The organism is Tropicimonas sp. S265A (genome assembly GCF_049800835.1).
In the GTDB taxonomy this organism is placed as follows: domain Bacteria; phylum Pseudomonadota; class Alphaproteobacteria; order Rhodobacterales; family Rhodobacteraceae; genus Dinoroseobacter.
Window position 1 is genome coordinate 417,458 of record NZ_JBNAFU010000002.1, and the last position, 17,756, is coordinate 435,213.

Below are 17,756 nucleotides of genomic sequence, written 5' to 3' on the forward strand. Positions count from 1 at the left end.
TGCGATTGACCCCGGCCCCACGCGCGATATGACGAAGACGAGCATCTGAGGAGTTCGCCTTGGCCAAGTCGCCGCCGCCCTTTTCCCGCTATGAATGGATGATCGCATGGCGCTACCTGCGTGCACGCCGTGCGGAGGGCGGGGTCAGCGTGATGACGTGGATCAGCCTGATCGGGATCACGCTGGCGGTCATGGCGTTGATTGCGACCATGTCCGTTCGGTCGGGGTTTCGGGCCGAATTCGTCGACACGATCCTTGGCGCGAATGCGCATCTTGCGGTCTATGGCAGCTTCTACAACGAGGAAACCGGCGCAACCTCCCGGCTGTTGCCGGAGGCGGATGCGATTGCCGCCCGTATCTCGGACCTGCCGGGTGTGACGCGTGCCGCTCCGTTGATCCGCGGGCAGGTGATCAGCACGCATGAGGGACGCACCTCGGGCGCGGAGGTCTACGGATTGGCACCGCGCGACCTGGTCAGTCTGCCGGGCATCGCCGATGATCAGACCGGGCGCGGCGATCTGGAGCGCTTCGGCGCGGGCGTGGCCATCGGGTCCGGCATCGCCCGCGAACTGGGCCTGAATGTCGGCGAGCAGATCCGCCTGATCTCCCCCGATGGGGTCAAGACGCCATTTGGAACGAGTCCGCGCGTCAAGTCCTACGAGGTTGTCTATATCTTTTCGCTCGGGCGGTACGACATCGACCGAACGCGCATCTATATGCCTTTCGCAGAGGCGCAGGCGTATTTCAACCGCGATGGCGGGGCAGACGAGATCGAGGTCATGGTGACGGACCCCGAAGCCGTGAACGCCTGGCGCGGGCGGGTGCTGGAGGTGTCCGGTCCGGGGACCTTCCTCTGGACGTGGGAGGACAGCGCCAGCGCCTTTCTGCGCGCGCTGGAGATCGAGGACAACGTGATGTTCATCATCATGGCGATCCTCGTGCTGATCGCGGCGATGAACATCGTTTCCGGCCTGATCATGCTGGTCAAGAACAAGGGGCGCGACATCGGTATTCTGCGCACGATCGGCCTGAGCGAGGGCGCTGTGCTGCGGGTGTTCTTCCTGTGTGGGGCAGCGACAGGGATTATCGGCACGGTTCTGGGCGTGATCCTGGGGTGCCTGTTCGCGATCTACATCGACCAGATCTTCAGCTTCGTGAACTGGGTCGGTGGGGGCGGGGTCTGGGATCCGTCGATCCGGGGTATCTATGAAGTGCCCGCCAAGCTGGAGGCGGGCAACGTGCTGGCCGCCGTGGCGTTGTCCTTGGGGCTGTCCTTCGTGGTCACGTATTTCCCGGCCCGCCGCGCGGCGCGCATGAACCCGGTGGAGGCGCTGCGCTATGAGTGAGCCAGTGCTTGAGATCGCCAAGCTGACGAAGGCCTATAACCGGGGTCAGCCGTCCGAGATTGCCGTGTTGAAGGGCGTTGACCTGACAGTCGAGCAGGGTGAGGTCGTGGCCCTCGTCGCCCCGTCAGGCGCGGGAAAATCGACCCTGCTGCACATTGCGGGTCTACTGGATGTGGCCGATGCTGGTACCCTGCGGCTCAATGGGCAAGACGTGGCGGGGTTGACGGATGCCGCGCGCACAGCGCTGCGACGCGAGACCGTCGGGTTCATCTATCAGTTCCATCATCTCTTGCCGGAGTTCAGCGCGCTGGAAAACATCGTTCTGCCGCAGCTTGCCAATGGCGTGGCGAATGGCGCTGCGCACCAAAAGGCCGAAAACCTGTTGGCCAGCGTCGGATTGGCGGATCGCGCCGCACACCGACCTGCGGCCTTGTCGGGGGGCGAGCAGCAGCGTGTTGCCTTCTGTCGGGCGCTGGCAAACGCGCCGCGGCTCTTGCTGGCGGATGAGCCGACCGGAAATCTCGATCCGGACACATCGGACACGGTGTTCGGCGCGATGATGGATCAGGTGCGCGGTACGGGGCTGTCGGCGTTGATCGCCACGCACAACCTCGATCTGGCCGCGCGGATGGATCGCGCCGTCCGGCTGGAGGGTGGGGCCCTCGTGCCGGTCTGACCCCGTCCTCACGCGAAGTTTGGTGTGTTGTGATCCGCGGTGCAGCTAGGTTCAAGCAAGCAGCCGGAGGCCCTTTCTATGCGTGCGATGATCCTTGCCAGTGCGCTGGCGTTGAGCTCTTTTTCCGCCCTTGCGGAGCCCGTGCCGTTTGACGGCGCATGGAAAACGCAGCGGTTTTCGTTGTTTTCGTCCAACACCTACAGGTTTCAGGGTGCAACGATGGATGTTCTGTCGGATGGGTCCGTCTCGATGGCCTATCGTCAGCTTGATCCGGGGCAGTGGGACACGCGCGGCGCAAGCTGGGACTGGAGCGTGGTAGAGGGCGTCGACCCGACCGACCTGACGCGCAAGGGCGGCGACGACCGCAACCTCGCGATGTATTTCGTGTTCCTGCCGCGGGCGGAGGCCGAGGCTCTGCGCGGCAGCAACATCCGAAAGCTGTTGCAGAACGAACAGGCCCGCGTGCTGGTCTATGTCTGGGGGGGCGATCATGCGCGCAATCAGCAACTCGACAGCCCCTATCTGGGCGCGCGTGGCAAGACAGTGGTCCTGCGCGCGGCCGGGACCGGGTCCCACCGCGAAAGCGTTGATCTTGCACGGGATTACGCGCGCGCCTTCGGCGGGCAGGTCAGTGCTCTGGTCGGCCTGGCCGTGAGCGCCGACAGCGACGATACGGATGGGGCGATCCGCGCGCGCATCGGGGCATTGCGTTTGGAATAGGCTCTGCTTGTGACTGCCGGGGCAAGCTGCGAAGGTCGCCCTGACGACCCGCAGCCACGAGAGTGCATATGGCAAACGCCCAAGGCCCAAAGCTTGAAATCCGTCATGCCACGCAGCGAGACGTCGAAGGCGTCATGGCGCTGTCGCGCCGCGTTTATCCAGAGGAAGCGCCCTATACCCGGGGCCAGGTGACCGGGCAGATCAATGCATTTCAGAACGGAACCTTCGTTGCGATCTACGATGGCGAGGTCGTGGGCTATGCCGCAACAACCATGATGCGCGAGCGCAGGGTCATGGCGCGCCACACCTGGGCAGAGATCACAGGCGGTGGCTACAATTCACAGCACAACAGCGCGGGCGACTGGCTCTATGGTGTCGAGGTCATGGTCCACCCCGAGCGTCGCCGCCTGCGGATCGGCAACCGACTTTACCGCGCGCGCGAGCGGCTGTGTGTGGATCTTGGCCTCAAGGGCATCGCCTTTGGCGGGCGTATGCCCGGGTTCCGCCGCCAAAAGGCAAGATACAGCGATCCGGATGCTTATCTGCGGGCGGTCATCGCTGGGGAGATCAAGGATACTGTCCTGAACTTTCAAATGCGCAACGGGTTCGAGCCCGTGCGCGCCTTGCCACGCTATGCGCCAGACGATCTGCCCTCTGGCGGGCACGCCGCGTTGATGGTGTGGCGCAACCCCTACCACGATCCGGAATACGACAAGCAGCCTGTGACCCGCGCCGATCCGGATGTCGTGCGCGTTGCCTCCATCCAACTGGCGGCACGCACCCTCAAGGACACCGAGGAGTTCTACAAAACCGTCGACTACTTCACCAACATCGCCTCGGAATACGGCGCGGATTTCGTCGTATTCCCGGAGCATTTCACGCTGCAGCTTCTGTCCTGCGAGGACGAGGAGCTTCCGCCCGAACAGGCGATCGAGCGGACGACCGAACACACTTCGGAGTTTGTGGAGCGGCTACAACAGATGGCCCTGTCCCGCGCGATCAACATCATCGGCGGCAGCCATGCCACCCGCGTGGAGGACGGCGACATTCACAATGTCTGCTACGTCTTTCTGCGCGACGGCACCGTGCACCGGCAGGAAAAACTGCATCCGACCCCGGACGAGCAGAACAGCTGGAACATCAAGGGCGGCGACGCGATCGAGACGATCGATACCGACTGTGGTCCGGTGGGCGTGCTGATCTGCTATGACGCTGAGTTTCCCGAAGCCGCGCGCCGCCTTGCGGATGAAGGCGCGCGCATCCTGTTTGTGCCCTTCAACACCGACACCCGGCAAGGCTATCTGCGCGTGCGCTATTGCTGTCAGGCCCGCGCGGTGGAGAACCAGTGCTATGTCGTTACCTCGGGCATGGTCGGCAATCTGGACAATGTCACGAACCTCGACATCCAGTACGCGCAATCGGCGATCATGACGCCCTGCGATTTCCCGTTCGCGCGCGACGGCATAGCGGCGGAGGCATCGGAGAATGTGGAGATGCTGATCGTGGCGGACCTGAACCTCGCCGATATCCAGTGGGCGCGGGCGCAGGGCTCGGTTCGCAACCTGCGGGACCGTCGGTTCGACCTCTACCGGACGCGCTGGATCGACGGGGGCTGAGCGTCGGCGACGTCACGCGCAGGCATCTCACCGCCGATCTCAAGGATCAGTTTGCGCCGGATCGCGTCGGCGAGGCTGTCCATATCGTCCGCCGTGATCACGAATGCGCCGGGCCCGCCGATGATCCGTTCGGCATAAAGGCTTTCAAGATCGGACAATCCGGGGCGCGCGCAGGCGCGGCACAGGATCGGCAGGCCGTTGATCGTGATCCCGGCGGCCAGAACCTCCGCCCGCGCCTCGGCGATGGAAGGGCCGTTCCAGTTGTTGGCACTATCGCCCGAGAAATCGATGACTTTTCGCCAGCCTTCATACTCGTTCGTTTCGATCAGGCGCTTGCCGGTCAGCAGGGCGGACCCGATCGCGTTGCGCCCGAAGGCGCGGCGGGGTCGTCCGTCGAACGCCGCAGCGAAGGCCGCGGCACTGTCCGGCCCGTCGATGATCCGCCATGGAACCACCACGTCTTCAGTCCCCACTGACGCCCATTCCACATACGTCACCGCGATCCGCCCATAGGCCGAATTTGCGATGGCCGACAGAACGGCTGGGTCCTGCATCGCCGTCGCGTAGCCCTGGCGTTGAAACTCGATCTCGGCGGCATCAATAGAGCCGGAGGCGTCGGCCATCAGCACCAGTTCCAGCTCCACATCCTGTGCGGCGGCGAGAACCGGGGTGAGCGCCAAGAGAACTGCGAGTGCCTTGAGCATGGAAACCTCCGCTACCTTCCGTCGAGAGGTAGCGCGCGCGGGCGCAAGGTCAGGCGCGCTGGGTCAGGAAAACCCCCGCCGCCATCAGCGCGATCCCCATGCCACGGGTTGGCTGCAACGGTGTGGGCTGGGCGCCGAACAATCCGAAATGGTCTATCGCCGCCGCCGATATCAACTGCCCCAGCAGCACGAAAAACACCGCGTTGCCGACCCCGAAACTGGGCGCGATATACGTGATCGAGATCACATAGAAGGCGATCAGCACGCCGGCGAGGAACAGATGCTTGGGCTGGGCCGCGACCGCCGCGACCCCTTTGGCGCCCGTCACCAGCGTCACCACGCTTGCCGCGGCAAGCGCCACCAGAAACAGCACAACCGCCGCCGTGGCCGGTGCGCCGATATTCGCCCCGAGCCGGGCGTTCAGGGCGGCCAGCAACGGAATACCGATCCCGGCGGCAAGCATCACGAGCGCGTGGACATACATGGCAAGGGCCTCCTGACAGGGCGCGGATTTTCTTGATGTATATCAATGCGGCACCCCTGACTCTAACCAAAACTGTTCAGTGCATTTTCTGGTGGTTCTTTTGGGAGGGAGACACATGAAACCCATTGCACTGACAGCCATGATCCTTGCGCTCGCCTCGCCGGTACTGGCGCAGGAGCCCGATCCGGGTCGGGAGACCTACACGACCTATTGCGCGGCCTGCCACGGTCTGGAGGCACAGGGGGATGGCGCGATGTCCGAGATCATCTCGATGCCGATCCCGGACTTGACGCAGTTGAGCGCAAACAATGACGGCATGTTCCCGATGCTGGAGGTGATCCACATCATCGATGGGCGCACAGGTCTGCGCGGCCATGGCGGGCCGATGCCGGTCTACGGGGCGCTGTTCGACCAGGAGGCGGCGAACCCCGGCCCCTATGGTGCGCCGCTCTATACCCGTGGGAAGATCCTGTCGCTTGTCTACTACCTTGAGGCGATGCAGAATTGACATTGCCATCTTAAAGGAGATCGGAATGACCAAGCTATCCTTTGCATCCCGTGTTATCGCGGCGGCGATCCTGACCGTGACCCCGGTTGTCGTACAGGCGTCCGAGGTCGGGCGGCAGGTGTTTCGCGACTATTGCGTGACCTGCCACGGGATGGAAGGGCGCGGGGATGGGCCGATGACGCAGGTCCTGACGATCCAGCCGCCCGACATCACGCGGCTGAGCGCGGACAATGACGGGGTCTTTCCGATCAGTCGGGTCGTGGCGCAGATCGACGGGCGGGTGCCGGTGCTGGGCCATGGCGGGCCGATGCCGATTTTCGGACCGGTGTTCGAGGGACAGGCCGGAGCACTCGACAGCGAGACGGGCACACCGATCCTGACCAGTGAAACGATGGTGGAGGTGGTGGAGTACCTCAAGAGCCTGCAGCGCTGACGCTGCAGGCCTTGTGAGGTCTTACGCCGCGGCGAGCGGTCCGTTCTGGTCGCCGTCCCGCTTGCGGAGCATCATGGCGGCGGTGCTGAGGGCCATGGCCGACAGCGCTGTGCCAAGATAGATGAAGCCCGCAAGGCTGAACGTCGCCCCGAAAAAGAGGCTCGCCACTGCGATAAGGGTGCCGAAGAAAGCACCAAGGATCGTCGAAGAAAGTACTATTTGCATACTCAATACCTCCGTTAATCACTTTGGTCGGAGGCAGTGTCCAAATTGGTCACGGGGACGGGTCATTTCGCGGCAAATGCGGCGGGTGCGAGGCCCGAGGGCAGGGAATCCGCCGAACTTCCGTCATGTTCCGAAACCGCGGGAAACAATGGTGTTTTCGTAGCGGATTGGGTGGGTTCTGCGAAACAACCGGGCGGTGTCTGAGGCCGGTTTGAGGTGCGGGTTTGGCGGGGTGATGGGGTGAGTCGTTCCCGCGCCGGTCGTCGACACGTTCGGTCGACTAAATGAACCACACCGGCCAACTGTACCGCCCGGCGGCGGCGCAGCGCAGCGCTCAAACCGCCCTACGGACGTGTGGATGCACTCTTGTGGAGGGAATAATTAGAACCGCCTTTGAAACTGTCCGCGGACAGCTCCGGGTTCGAACGACCGAAGTCTTGGAGGTGGCGAAGCTTCTGCGTGCTACACAACGCGAAGAGCAGCACTCTCCTACGGTCGAACGCTGACTGAGGCGGGCGCGGGTCGATGTGCGATCTTTTGCTGGCTCACGGTAAGAAATCGCTAGCTAACAATCGCAGCCCGAACTTAGCATTAAATCATTCGAATCAATCTATAGGTGAGTTTTGCTAGAAAAAATCATTATCGGTGTCTCCACGTCTTTGCTTGGAGCTTTAATCATGTTTCTTGCTTTGAGTTCAATGAATTTAATTGGCGGCGTGGTTAAAGACGAGCAAGTACAGCAAGTAGCTACTCTAATCGTAAACGACGAAAACCGCAGAAGAGTACTGGTTTCGCGAATGGCTGAAAACGAAGCCTTTCGTGGAGAAAGGGGTGAACAAGGACAGCAAGGCAAAAAAGGTGATCCCGGCGACGTAGGCCCATCTTGGGAGCCGAAAGCAGAAATATTTGATTTGGTGTCTAGTAAGAGTAATCCAGAAAGCAAAGAACGTGATCTTGGAGAACAATTATTTTGCGCATTGGCTACGGCAGGAGAGTCTCATCAACAACAGGCTTGCGTATGTTCCATTGAACATAAGCAACCGAAATGGTTGCTGAAACTAACGACAGCTAAAAGCGTCGAGGGCGCGTGCAGCTGTTCGGCAATTTGCGTGGAATGAAAACTCAAACATCTAACTCCTCAACAAACCGCGCGTTCTGCTGGATGTACTCGAACCGCTTCTCGGGCTTTTTGCCCATCAGCCGTTCCACCAGATCGCCGGTCTCGCCCGGCTCGTCCTCGTCGATGCTGACGCGGATCAGTTTGCGGGAGGCCGGGTCCATCGTCGTTTCCTTGAGGTCCTTGGCGTCCATCTCCCCCAGACCCTTGAACCGGCTGACGTCGATCTTGCCCTTCCCGCCGAGGCCTTTTTCGAGCCAGTCGTCACGCTCGACCTCATCGAGGCAATAGACCCGCTTGGCCCCTTGCGTCAGGCGGAAGAGCGGCGGGCAGGCGAGGTAGAGGTGCCCCTGGTCGATCATCGGGCGCATCTGGGTGAAGAAGAACGTCATCAGCAGGGAGGCGATATGCGCGCCGTCCACATCCGCGTCAGTCATGATGATGATCTTGTCGTAGCGCAGATCCTCGACATTGAACTTGGCCCCGAGGCCGACGCCGAGGGCCTGGGTGAGGTCGCTGATCTCCTGATTTGAGCCGAGCTTTGACGACGCGGCCCCCAGCACGTTCAGGATCTTGCCCCGCAGGGGCAGCAGGGCCTGGGTCTTGCGGTCCCGTGCCATTTTGGCCGAGCCGCCCGCGCTGTCGCCCTCCACAATGAACAGCTCCGTGCCGTCGCGGTTGGTGGCGGAGCAATCGACCAGCTTGCCGGGCAGGCGCAGGCGTTTGGTTGCGGATTTCCGGGCGGTTTCCTTTTCCTGACGGCGGCGCAAGCGTTCTTCGGCCTTCAGCACCATGTAATCGAGGATAGCGCCTGCGGCCTTGGTGTCGGCGGCGAGCCAATTGTCGAAATGGTCGCGCACGGCCCCTTCGACCATGCGTTGTGCCTCGGTCGTGGCCAGCCGGTCCTTGGTCTGGCCGACGAATTCGGGCTCGCGGATGAAGCAGCTGACAAGGGCGGTGCCGCCGGTGGTGACGTCCTCACGCGTGATCTGGGCGGCTTTGCGGTTGTTGACCAACTCGCCGTACGCCTTGAGCGATTTCAGGACCGCGGCCCAGAACCCGGCCTCATGCGTGCCGCCCTCGGGCGTGGGGACGGTGTTGCAGTAGGACTGGATCGCGCCGTCGCGCGCAGGGGTCCAGTTGATTGCCCATTCGACGGAGCCGGGGGCGTTGTATTTTTCTTCGAACGACACTTTCCCGGCGAACGGGGCGTCGGCATAAGTCGCAGCACCCTTGAGTTGTTCGCTAAGGTAATCGGCGAGGCCGCCTGGGAAGTGGAAGGTCGCCTGTGTCGGTGTTTCGCCGTCGTCGAGCTCGGATTTCCAGCGGATTTCCACCCCTGAGAAGAGGTACGCCTTGGAGCGGACCATCTTGAAGAGGCGCGCGGGTTTGAACTTCAGCTTGCCGAATATCTGCTCATCCGGGTGGAAGGTGACGGTGGTGCCCCGGCGGTTGGGCGCCTGTCCGACCTCCTCCACCCCGCCTTGGGGAATGCCGCGTGAGAATTCCTGCGCGTAAAGCGTGCGGTTGCGGGCGACTTCGACGCGCAGGTGATCGGAAAGCGCGTTAACGACCGAGACGCCGACGCCGTGCAGGCCGCCCGAGGTCTGGTAGGCCTTGCCCGAAAACTTGCCGCCCGCGTGCAGGGTGCAGAGGATCACCTCCAGCGCGGATTTGTCGTGGAACTTGGGGTGCGGGTCGACGGGGATGCCGCGGCCATTGTCGCGGATGGTGATCGAGTTGTCGTCGTGCAGTTCGACCTCGATCCGGTTGGCGTGGCCCGCGACAGCCTCGTCCATGGAGTTGTCCAGCACTTCGGCCACCAGATGGTGCAGCGCGCGTTCGTCCGTGCCGCCGATATACATGCCGGGGCGTTTGCGGACGGGTTCCAACCCTTCGAGCACTTCGATGGAGGAGGCGTCGTAGCTGCCCACGTCCGGGGCGGCGGAGAGGAGGTCGTCGGCCATGGCTGCTGCTCATTATTTTTGTGTTTCACGCAGTATGGCAGGCAAGGGAGGGCGAGGGAAGTGGGCAACTCAGGGCGGGCTTGCGTGCGCCCCGCAGACGGGCGTCTCGCGGCGATCCCGGTGGCGGGATTTCTGCGCTGCGGCGGTGCGTGTCGCGCGCGCCCCGGTGATTCTAAGTGCGATCGGCAGTGAAAAGCGAAACCCTTCTTGAGGGGGAGCTGGCCATGCCGCACTCTCCCTCAGGGAGAAAAATCCGGCATCTTTCGTTCTCAAAACGGTCAGAAATAAGGCAGAAATCGAGGGCAAATGATTAATCTGTGGTAATATTGAAGATGTGAAGAGTGATTTTTGCGTAAAGGAAGGCCCCAATGAAAACCAAGATTTTTGCAGTCGCGGCGTTAGCGGTATCCCTGTCTGCCGGCGCGGTATCTGCGGCGACATACGATTTCAAGGCAGCCGCCGAACCCGGTGGTGGGACCGGAGAGTCCATCTATTCGGAATTCAACACCTCCAGCCTGTTTGCTGGACCGAACCTGAAGATCACGGCAAGTGCGAGTGACGACAACGATGCCGAGCAGTTCGTGTATTTCGACGCCGGCAATGCCGGGATGGGGGTTTGCAAGGACCCGAAATCAGCATCGGCTGTCAACCAGACCCAGTCTGGCGGGACCAATCAATGTAATCCCGGCAGCGATGACGGCCTGACGACCACCTTCGAGACGCTGACCTTCAAGGCAACCGTTTCCGACATGATCATCGAGTCGATCTGGATCAACTCTAACCATGACGGCAAGATGCCCCTGACGACCGAGTGGATGATCAACGGGACGACCTATGGCGCAGCGCAGATGGTGTCCGACTCCGTGTCCGGCACCGGGGACGTCAAGATTGACCTCGGGTTCAAGCTGAGCCTCGGCGACAGCTTCACGCTACACGGCGTGACCGGTCCGAACTCCTACGTCTCGGCGATGGCGGTCTCGTCCGTACCGGTTCCGGCAAGCCTGCTGCTGCTGCTCGGTGGTCTGGGCGCGTTTGGAACGATGCGCGCGCGTCGGAAGAGCTGACCTGACACCAGACCTGCAACATCCGGGCGCGCAGCACCTTGCTGTGCGCCCGTCACTTTCCTGGCGCTGCAGACCTGCTTCGTGACCACACTGGCGCGCGATTGACGACAATCCCCCCGGACAACGCAGTATTTTGTTCCGTCGCGTCACTTAAACCTTCTTGTTTTTGACACATTTTCCCGGATGCCGTAGCGATCCCATCGTGAGTTAATGAGGATCAGCCAATGTTCGGCAAAGCAGCAGCCCTAGTTCTAGCGACATCCGTTCTGGCCACAGCGGCCGGTGCATCCACGGTGATCGACGTAACCGTGTATGGGAAAAATCAGGTCAGTGATTTTCAGACGGATTTTGGAGCCGCGATCGGTGCAGGCACCTTCGTCGGTGAAGATTTCGAAAACCTCGGGCCCGGTGGCTCCGGCTCGATCGAAGGGGAAGTAGCTTCGCCTTTCGAGACAAATGTCGGGAGCTTCTCTGTTCTGCAGGGCGGTGTTGGCAGCGGAGGCACGGTCAAGAACCTGCCCGGCAACACCGGAACCAACCTCGCGCTGCGCGACGGCTCGGTCTATGGGCGCACAAATGTGTGGCCTGAGGACGGGAACTGGTTTCTCGACTCCAACGACACGTTCGGATTCACCTGGGAGGTCGACAAGACCGATGTGGGTGGCAGCTTCGACAAGCTGATGTTTGCCCTGATCGACGGGTCCGACACCGGTGCGTTCCTGCGGATTGAAACCGGCGACGGCGCGGTGTTCGAGCAGCGCAACACCGGGGCCGCCAAGCTGGGCAACGGAAATGTTGCCTATGTCGTGGTCGACTTCGGCCAGGTGGTCTCCAGCGCGTCCATCACCGTCGGTAACTTCACCTCCAACGCCGATGATGCGAGCCTGCGCATCAACGACGGCGTGGGCATCGACGGGGCAATGGTCAACGTGGTGCCGCTGCCCGCAAGCCTTGCATTCCTGTTGGCCGGCATGGGCGCACTGGGCGTGGCCCGAAGCCGCAAATCCTGATCTGAGCACCAGCCATGCTGGCCTTGGGGCCGGGTGCAATATGCACCCGGCCTTTTTATGTATGTTTTGTGACAGGTATTGATACGCCTCAAAGCGCGGCGGGCGCAGGTCTGGTATTTGGGCGCAGAATGACAACCCCCGGGAGCCCATCATGAACGACCAAAGCGCCATTTCGCCAGACGCCGCTGTACCGGCCAAACCCGAATCCCCCGCAGAGACGCCCGCGGAGACGATCGTATCGACATCTCCGACGCCCGAGGCGATCCGGCGGGCGTTCGAGACCGGCCGTTACCCGTATCGCCGCAAGCTGGCCCGCCGCGTTTATGAGGCCGAAAAGGCGCAATTGCAGGCAGAGTTGCTTAAGGTCCAGCTTTGGGCCCAGGAAACCGGGCAAAAGTTCGTCATGCTGTTCGAAGGCCGTGATGCAGCGGGCAAAGGCGGCACGATCAAACGCTTCACCGAGCATCTGAACCCGCGTGCCGCGCGGGTCGTGGCGCTGAACAAACCCTCCGACGAAGAGCGCGGGCAATGGTATTACCAACGCTATGTGGAACATCTGCCGACCTCCGGTGAGATGGTTTTCTACGACCGGTCCTGGTACAACCGAGCGGGTGTGGAGCGGGTCATGGGGTTCTGCAGCCCCAACGAGTACCTGGAGTTCATGCGCCAGACGCCCGATTTCGAGCGGATGCTCGTCCGGTCCGGCATCCGACTTTACAAATACTGGTTCTCCGTCACACGCGCGGAGCAGTTGCGCCGGTTCAAGAGCCGGGAGACGGATCCTCTCAAGCAGTGGAAGCTCAGCCCGATTGACAAGGCAAGCCTCGACAAGTGGGACGATTACACCGAGGCGAAAGAGGCGATGTTCTTCTATACCAACACTGCGGACGCGCCCTGGACCATCGTGAAGTCCAACTGCAAGAAGCGCGCGCGCCTGAATTGCATGAAGCATTTCCTGTCCACTCTGGACTACCCGGACAAGGACCTGTCAATTGCAACGCCGCCCGATCCGTTGCTCGTGGGGGGCGCAAGCCACGTGGTTCACAGCGCCGAGCACATTCTGGGTACCTCGTTGCACCCCGACTCCCGCAAGGTGAAATAACGCCGAACGCGGACCGAAAGGATTGAGCGCGCGCACCGGCTCCCTTAGATGTCAGGCATGGGACATCTTGCGCGCGCTTTTCTTGGCCTGACCCTGCTGGCTGCAACGCTTGTCGGGCGGGCAGAGGCGCATCCGCATATTTTCATCGATGCCGGTGTCACGCTGGTCTTTGATGAAGACGGCCGGTTGGGTGCCGTGCGTATCGTCTGGGCGTATGACGAATTGTATTCGCTGCTGATTGTCGAAGAACGCGGGCTTGATCCGGATTTCGATGGCAAGTTGACCGAGGCGGAGCAGGCCGACCTGTCCGGATTCGATATGAACTGGATTGAGGGGTACGAGGGCGATGCGTACCTGATGCTCGACGGGGTGCAGATCGCGCTGTCCGAGCCTTTGGAGTGGGACGCGGCGTATGAGGATGGGCGGATCGTGACGACCCATTTGCGCGCGTTGCCCGATCGGATCGAGGTTGCGGCAGAGCCCGCCATCCTGCAAGTCTACGATCCGACGTATTACACGGCGTACCAATTGACATTGCCCACGCGGATGGAGAATGCGCCGGAGTCCTGCCAGTCACAGGTTTTCGTCCCGGACTTCGAAGCGGCGGGCGACCGGCTGCGGGACGCGCTGCGCGAGTTCATGGGCAGCGAGGACGCGTTTCTCGAAGATGACTTCCCGCCCGTGGGCGAGTTCTTCGCCGAAGAGGTCCGGGTCACATGCGCGCCCTGAGCGTCGTGTTTGTCCTAGCCTTTGTGGCGGTCGGGGCATGGCTCTGGACTGGCGGCTGGGACGGGTTGCTCTACTGGGCGCAATCTGTGCAGCGCGAGGTGCAGGGCGCTCTGGCCCGTGGCTTGCGCGCGTTGCGGGCGGGGGAGCCCGGTGCGCTGACAACCTTGCTTGTTGCGTGTTTCACCTATGGATTTGCCCATGCGGTCGGGCCGGGGCACGGCAAGCTTGTGATCGGGGGCTATGGTCTGGCACGGCGGGTCAGTCCACTGCGCCTGTCCGTGGTGGCCTTCCTCTCCAGTCTGGCACAGGCGGCGACGGCGGTTCTGCTCGTGTATGTGGGGGTCTGGGTGTTGCAGGCCTCTGCCCGGACGATGAGCGCCGCGGCCGATGACTGGCTCGCCCCCGCGAGCTATGCGGCGGTGTGTCTGCTGGGGCTCTGGCTGGTCTGGCGCGGGGCGCGCGCGATGTGGACAGGCCGCGCGGCGGCGGTCCACCACGAAACGCCCCATACTGATCACCACGCGCGCCACGGCCATGATCATGCCCATGACCATGCCACTCACGCTGACGATGCGGCGTGCCCGACGTGCGGCCACGCCCATGCACCGGCGCCCGAGGATGTCGCGAAAGCCCGGTCGCTGCGGGAATTGGCGACCTTGATCGCCGTCGTGGCGATCCGTCCGTGCACCGGGGCGATTTTCGTCCTGATCCTCGGCTGGCGGTTGGACTTGCAAGCTGCGGCTCTTGCCGGCGTGGTGGCGATGGCTCTGGGCACCGGGTCCGTGACCGCGGTGGTGGCGTTCGCGTCGACCGGATTGCGTGACAGTGCAGTCTCCGCAGCGGGCGGCTGGACCCGTGTGGCGCGGGCGGTGCCGGTGATCGAGCTGACTGTCGGGATGCTGATCGCGACGCTTGCCTTCGGGTTGATGCAAAGTGCGCTCTGAGCGATCTTGCCCGACGCGGTCCGGTGATCTAAGGCGGCAGGATGGTCGGACCTCTTTCATATCCGCAGCATGTCCGTGCGATCCTGGTGCTGGGTCTGCCGCTGATCGGCAGTCACATGGCGCAGATTGCCATCAGTGCGACGGACACGGTCATGCTGGGGTGGTATTCCGCCGAGGCGCTCGCAGCGGTGACGCTGGCATCCTCCTCGGTTTTCTTTGCGCTGCTGATCGTCGGGTCCGGGTTTGCATGGGCGGTGATGCCCATGGTGTCCAAGGCCGCGGCCGAAGGGGACGAGGTGCGCATTCGCCGCGTCACCCGCATGGGGTTCTGGCTGGTGCTTTTGTTTGCTGCCGCTGTTCTGCCAATGATGATCTGGTCCGAAGGCTGGCTCGTTGCCATCGGGCAGGCGCCGAAGACCGCGGCAGACGCGCAGGGCTATTTGCGGATCGCCGGTTGGGCGATTGTTCCGGGGTTGCTGGTGATGGTGCTGAAGGGCTACCTGTCGGCGCTAGAGCACACGCCGGTCATTTTATGGGTGACGGTGGGTGCAGCCGTTTTGAACGGGCTGCTGAACTATGCACTGATTTTCGGAAATTTCGGCGCGCCCGAGATGGGCCTTGCCGGCGCGGCCATTGCAACTCTGACCTTGCACACAGCTTCGCTCGTCGCGCTCGTGCTGTATGCGCGGAGGCACTTTCCCCAGCATGATCTGTTTACGCGAGTATGGCGTCCGGACTGGCCGATTTTCGCCGAGGTCTGGCGTCTTGGGGCCCCGATCAGCGTGACGAATTTTGCCGAGAGCGGGCTGTTCGCGGTATCTGCGATGATGATGGGGGCAATCGGGACGCTGGAATTGGCAACCCATGGCGTGGCGCTCAACCTTGCAGCGCTGACATTCATGGTGCATGTCGGTTTGAGCCAGGCTGCGACCGTTCGGGCCGGCCGCGCGCTGGGGCAGGGGGATATCGAGGCTTTGAAACGCGGCGGCCGTGCCGCGATTTTCATGTCGGTGGTGTTTGCCGGTCTGACGATCGCTCTGTTCCTGAGCGTGCCGGAATTTCTGATCGGGCTCTTTATCTCGCCCACCGATCCGCTCAAGCCCGAGATCGTAGCGCTTGGCGTCGGGCTTCTGGCGATGGCGGCGCTGTTTCAATTTGCCGATGGCGCGCAGGTTATGGCGCTTGGCCTGTTGCGTGGGGTCCAGGATACGCGGGTGCCTATGGTTTATGCAGCGTTCAGCTACTGGGCTGTGGGATTTCCGGTGGCCTATCTGCTCGGGTTCCACACCGGACTGGGCCCATATGGCATCTGGCTGGGGTTGGTGACAGGTCTTGCGCTGGCGGGTATCACGCTGATGTGGCGGTTCTGGGCGGCGGCAGGCTGGCAGGCCCAGACCGCCTGATCTGCCAACCTATCCGTCGTCACGCTCTTTCATCAGGCGGTCCGCTTTCTTGCGCACGATGACTGTCCGCAAGTCATGCATCGCCAGAAGCAGGCGGTCGCTGACCGCTTCTAGGTCGTCTTCGGTGGCTTTGGACTGCGCCCACTGGGTCGACAGGTTGAGAAAGTCGATCGTACGGTCGATGTCCTGAAGATGGCGCGCCGCAAGGTCCGCGCGCCGGGTTTCGATCCAGGCGCGGATTTCAGCCTCTTCTTCGGCGGTCGGCGTCTCTCCGCCCTGCGGCCGGATCTCGCCGTTACGGACGTTGGCATTGGCGATCTGCACCAGGTCCATGCGGTTCTGGCGGGTGTCAGTCACCACGCGGAACACCGATGCGCCGTTTTCCTTTATGCGGAAGTACAGGTCGGGCAGCGACAGGGACACCGGATCAGCTCAGCGATGCGCAGAAATCCTGGATCCGGGTGCAGGCTTCCTTGAGGGCTTCGTCCGATGTGGCGTAGCTGACGCGGAAGTTGGGGCTGAGTCCGAAGGCCGCACCGAACACCACGGCGACGCCTTTTTCTTCGAGCAGCGCTGTGGCGAAGGCTTCGTCATCGCTGATCTTGGCACCCCCGGCCGAAGTCTTGCCGATGCATCCGGCGATGGACGGATAGACGTAGAACGCGCCTTCGGGCATCGGGCAGCTGATCCCCTCGGCTGCGTTCAGCATATCGACCACCATGTCGCGGCGGCGCTGGAAGGTCGCGTTGTTGGTGGGGATGTAGTCCTGTGTGCCGTTCAGCGCCTCGACCGCGGCCCACTGGCTGATCGAACAGGGGTTCGACGTGCTTTGCGACTGGATCTTGCGCATCGCGGCGATCAAGTCCTTCGGACCGGCAGCGTAGCCGATGCGCCATCCGGTCATGGCATAGGCCTTGGACACGCCGTTGCAGGTCAGCGTGCGGTCATACAGTTTCGGCTCTACTTGCGCAGGCGTGCAAAACTCGAAGTCGCCGTAAACGAGGTGCTCGTACATGTCATCCGTCATCACCCAGACATGCGGATGACGCAGCAGGACATCGGTCAGTTCCTTGAGTTCGGCATGGGTATAGCCTGCGCCGGTCGGGTTGGACGGCGAATTGAAGATGAACCATTTGGTCTTGGGCGTGATTGCTGCCTCAAGCTGGTCCGCGGTCAGTTTGAACCCGGTCTGCATGGAGGCTTCGGCAATCACAGGTTCGCCACCTGCCAACAGCACCATGTCCGGATAGCTCACCCAGTAGGGCGCAGGGATGATCACTTCGTCGCCCGGGTTCAGGGTGGCCATCAAAGCGTTAATCAGGATCTGCTTGCCACCCGTTCCGACGCTGACCTGCTCGGGCGTGTAATCCAAGCCGTTGTCACGCTTGAACTTGGCGCAGATCGCCTCCTTGAGTTCGGGGATGCCATCGACAGCGGTATACTTCGTTTTGCCCGCATCAATCGCCGCTTTTGCGGCAGCCTTGACGTTTTCCGGCGTGTCAAAGTCAGGCTCGCCCGCACCCAGGCCGATCACGTCCTTGCCGGCTGCCTTGAGTTCGCGCGCCTTGTTGGTCACGGCAATCGTGGGCGACGGTTTGACCCGGGCGAGCGATGTGGACAGGAAGGACATTTCAAGGCACTCCGGTTGGCAGTTGCGGCGCACAACTTCTAGGCGCGGCTCCGGCTGCGATCAAGCCAGAATAGGAAA

19 protein-coding genes are annotated in these 17,756 nt (G+C 62.3%); 13 read left to right on the forward strand and 6 right to left on the reverse strand.

Annotated features, from left to right (window positions below):
- The first annotated feature begins 59 nt into the window (after positions 1-59).
- The 4 genes from ACP15N_RS09775 (at position 60) to ACP15N_RS09790 (ending at position 4,358) form a co-directional block, all read left to right on the forward strand.
- Entirely contained in the window at positions 60-1,346 is a 1,287-nt protein-coding gene (locus ACP15N_RS09775; protein ID WP_425092055.1) for a lipoprotein-releasing ABC transporter permease subunit, read from the forward strand.
- On the forward strand, positions 1,339-2,022 hold the full coding sequence (locus ACP15N_RS09780) for an ABC transporter ATP-binding protein (protein WP_425092056.1): 684 nt from the start codon (positions 1,339-1,341) through the stop codon (positions 2,020-2,022). The genes ACP15N_RS09775 and ACP15N_RS09780 overlap by 8 nt, the downstream gene beginning before the upstream one ends.
- A 78-nt stretch (positions 2,023-2,100) precedes the next feature.
- Positions 2,101-2,742, forward strand: coding sequence for a DUF3047 domain-containing protein (locus tag ACP15N_RS09785; protein WP_425092057.1), 642 nt, complete (start codon positions 2,101-2,103; stop codon positions 2,740-2,742).
- 68 nt (positions 2,743-2,810) lie between these two features.
- Complete coding sequence (locus tag ACP15N_RS09790; protein ID WP_425092058.1) at positions 2,811-4,358, forward strand: GNAT family N-acetyltransferase; 1,548 nt, start codon at positions 2,811-2,813, stop codon at positions 4,356-4,358.
- On the opposite strand, the gene ACP15N_RS09795 is transcribed toward ACP15N_RS09790, so the two are convergent.
- Positions 4,328-5,062 (reverse strand): DUF1194 domain-containing protein, encoded by a 735-nt coding sequence (locus ACP15N_RS09795; RefSeq protein WP_425092059.1) that lies wholly within the window; start codon positions 5,060-5,062, stop codon positions 4,328-4,330. The genes ACP15N_RS09790 and ACP15N_RS09795 overlap by 31 nt on opposite strands.
- Positions 5,063-5,111: 49 nt before the next feature.
- Positions 5,112-5,546 (reverse strand): DMT family transporter, encoded by a 435-nt coding sequence (locus ACP15N_RS09800; RefSeq protein ID WP_425092060.1) that lies wholly within the window; start codon positions 5,544-5,546, stop codon positions 5,112-5,114.
- A gap of 115 nt (positions 5,547-5,661) precedes the next feature.
- Between ACP15N_RS09800 and ACP15N_RS09805 the strand changes: the two genes are divergently transcribed.
- Entirely contained in the window at positions 5,662-6,054 is a 393-nt protein-coding gene (locus ACP15N_RS09805) for a c-type cytochrome (RefSeq protein ID WP_425092061.1), read from the forward strand.
- A gap of 25 nt (positions 6,055-6,079) precedes the next feature.
- Positions 6,080-6,487, forward strand: a complete 408-nt coding sequence (locus ACP15N_RS09810) for a c-type cytochrome (protein WP_425092062.1) — start codon at positions 6,080-6,082, stop codon at positions 6,485-6,487.
- A 21-nt stretch (positions 6,488-6,508) separates the two neighbouring features.
- Here the strand turns inward: ACP15N_RS09810 and ACP15N_RS09815 are convergent, their stop codons facing one another.
- Entirely contained in the window at positions 6,509-6,712 is a 204-nt protein-coding gene (locus ACP15N_RS09815; protein ID WP_425092063.1) for a hypothetical protein, read from the reverse strand.
- A gap of 677 nt (positions 6,713-7,389) precedes the next feature.
- Between ACP15N_RS09815 and ACP15N_RS09820 the strand changes: the two genes are divergently transcribed.
- Positions 7,390-7,830, forward strand: coding sequence for a collagen-like triple helix repeat-containing protein (locus ACP15N_RS09820; RefSeq protein WP_425092064.1), 441 nt, complete (start codon positions 7,390-7,392; stop codon positions 7,828-7,830).
- Positions 7,831-7,834: 4 nt separating this feature from the next.
- Here the strand turns inward: ACP15N_RS09820 and parE are convergent, their stop codons facing one another.
- A complete protein-coding gene (parE, locus tag ACP15N_RS09825; RefSeq protein WP_425092065.1) occupies positions 7,835-9,796 on the reverse strand; it encodes a DNA topoisomerase IV subunit B in 1,962 nt (653 codons plus the stop codon).
- Positions 9,797-10,164: 368 nt separating this feature from the next.
- On the opposite strand from parE, the gene ACP15N_RS09830 reads away from it, so the two are divergent.
- The 6 genes from ACP15N_RS09830 (at position 10,165) to ACP15N_RS09855 (ending at position 16,048) form a co-directional block, all read left to right on the forward strand.
- A complete protein-coding gene (locus tag ACP15N_RS09830) occupies positions 10,165-10,860 on the forward strand; it encodes a VPLPA-CTERM sorting domain-containing protein (RefSeq protein WP_425092066.1) in 696 nt (231 codons plus the stop codon).
- A gap of 224 nt (positions 10,861-11,084) precedes the next feature.
- Positions 11,085-11,870, forward strand: coding sequence for a VPLPA-CTERM sorting domain-containing protein (locus ACP15N_RS09835; RefSeq protein WP_425092067.1), 786 nt, complete (start codon positions 11,085-11,087; stop codon positions 11,868-11,870).
- A 151-nt stretch (positions 11,871-12,021) separates the two neighbouring features.
- Positions 12,022-12,972: a polyphosphate kinase 2 gene (gene ppk2, locus ACP15N_RS09840; RefSeq protein WP_425092068.1), complete on the forward strand. Its 951-nt coding sequence runs from the start codon at positions 12,022-12,024 to the stop codon at positions 12,970-12,972.
- Positions 12,973-13,029: 57 nt separating this feature from the next.
- Positions 13,030-13,701: a DUF1007 family protein gene (locus ACP15N_RS09845; protein ID WP_425092069.1), complete on the forward strand. Its 672-nt coding sequence runs from the start codon at positions 13,030-13,032 to the stop codon at positions 13,699-13,701.
- The gene (locus tag ACP15N_RS09850; RefSeq protein ID WP_425092070.1) at positions 13,689-14,645 is read left to right on the forward strand and encodes a nickel/cobalt transporter; all 957 of its coding nucleotides are present in this window, start codon (positions 13,689-13,691) and stop codon (positions 14,643-14,645) included. The genes ACP15N_RS09845 and ACP15N_RS09850 overlap by 13 nt, the downstream gene beginning before the upstream one ends.
- Before the next feature lie 41 nt (positions 14,646-14,686).
- Positions 14,687-16,048: an MATE family efflux transporter gene (locus tag ACP15N_RS09855; RefSeq protein ID WP_425092071.1), complete on the forward strand. Its 1,362-nt coding sequence runs from the start codon at positions 14,687-14,689 to the stop codon at positions 16,046-16,048.
- A gap of 9 nt (positions 16,049-16,057) precedes the next feature.
- Here the strand turns inward: ACP15N_RS09855 and ACP15N_RS09860 are convergent, their stop codons facing one another.
- Both ACP15N_RS09860 and ACP15N_RS09865 read right to left on the reverse strand, forming a co-directional pair.
- On the reverse strand, positions 16,058-16,471 hold the full coding sequence (locus ACP15N_RS09860; protein ID WP_425092072.1) for a hypothetical protein: 414 nt from the start codon (positions 16,469-16,471) through the stop codon (positions 16,058-16,060).
- 4 nt (positions 16,472-16,475) lie between these two features.
- Positions 16,476-17,678 (reverse strand): pyridoxal phosphate-dependent aminotransferase, encoded by a 1,203-nt coding sequence (locus ACP15N_RS09865; RefSeq protein WP_425092073.1) that lies wholly within the window; start codon positions 17,676-17,678, stop codon positions 16,476-16,478.
- Between the last annotated feature and the right edge of the window lie 78 nt (positions 17,679-17,756).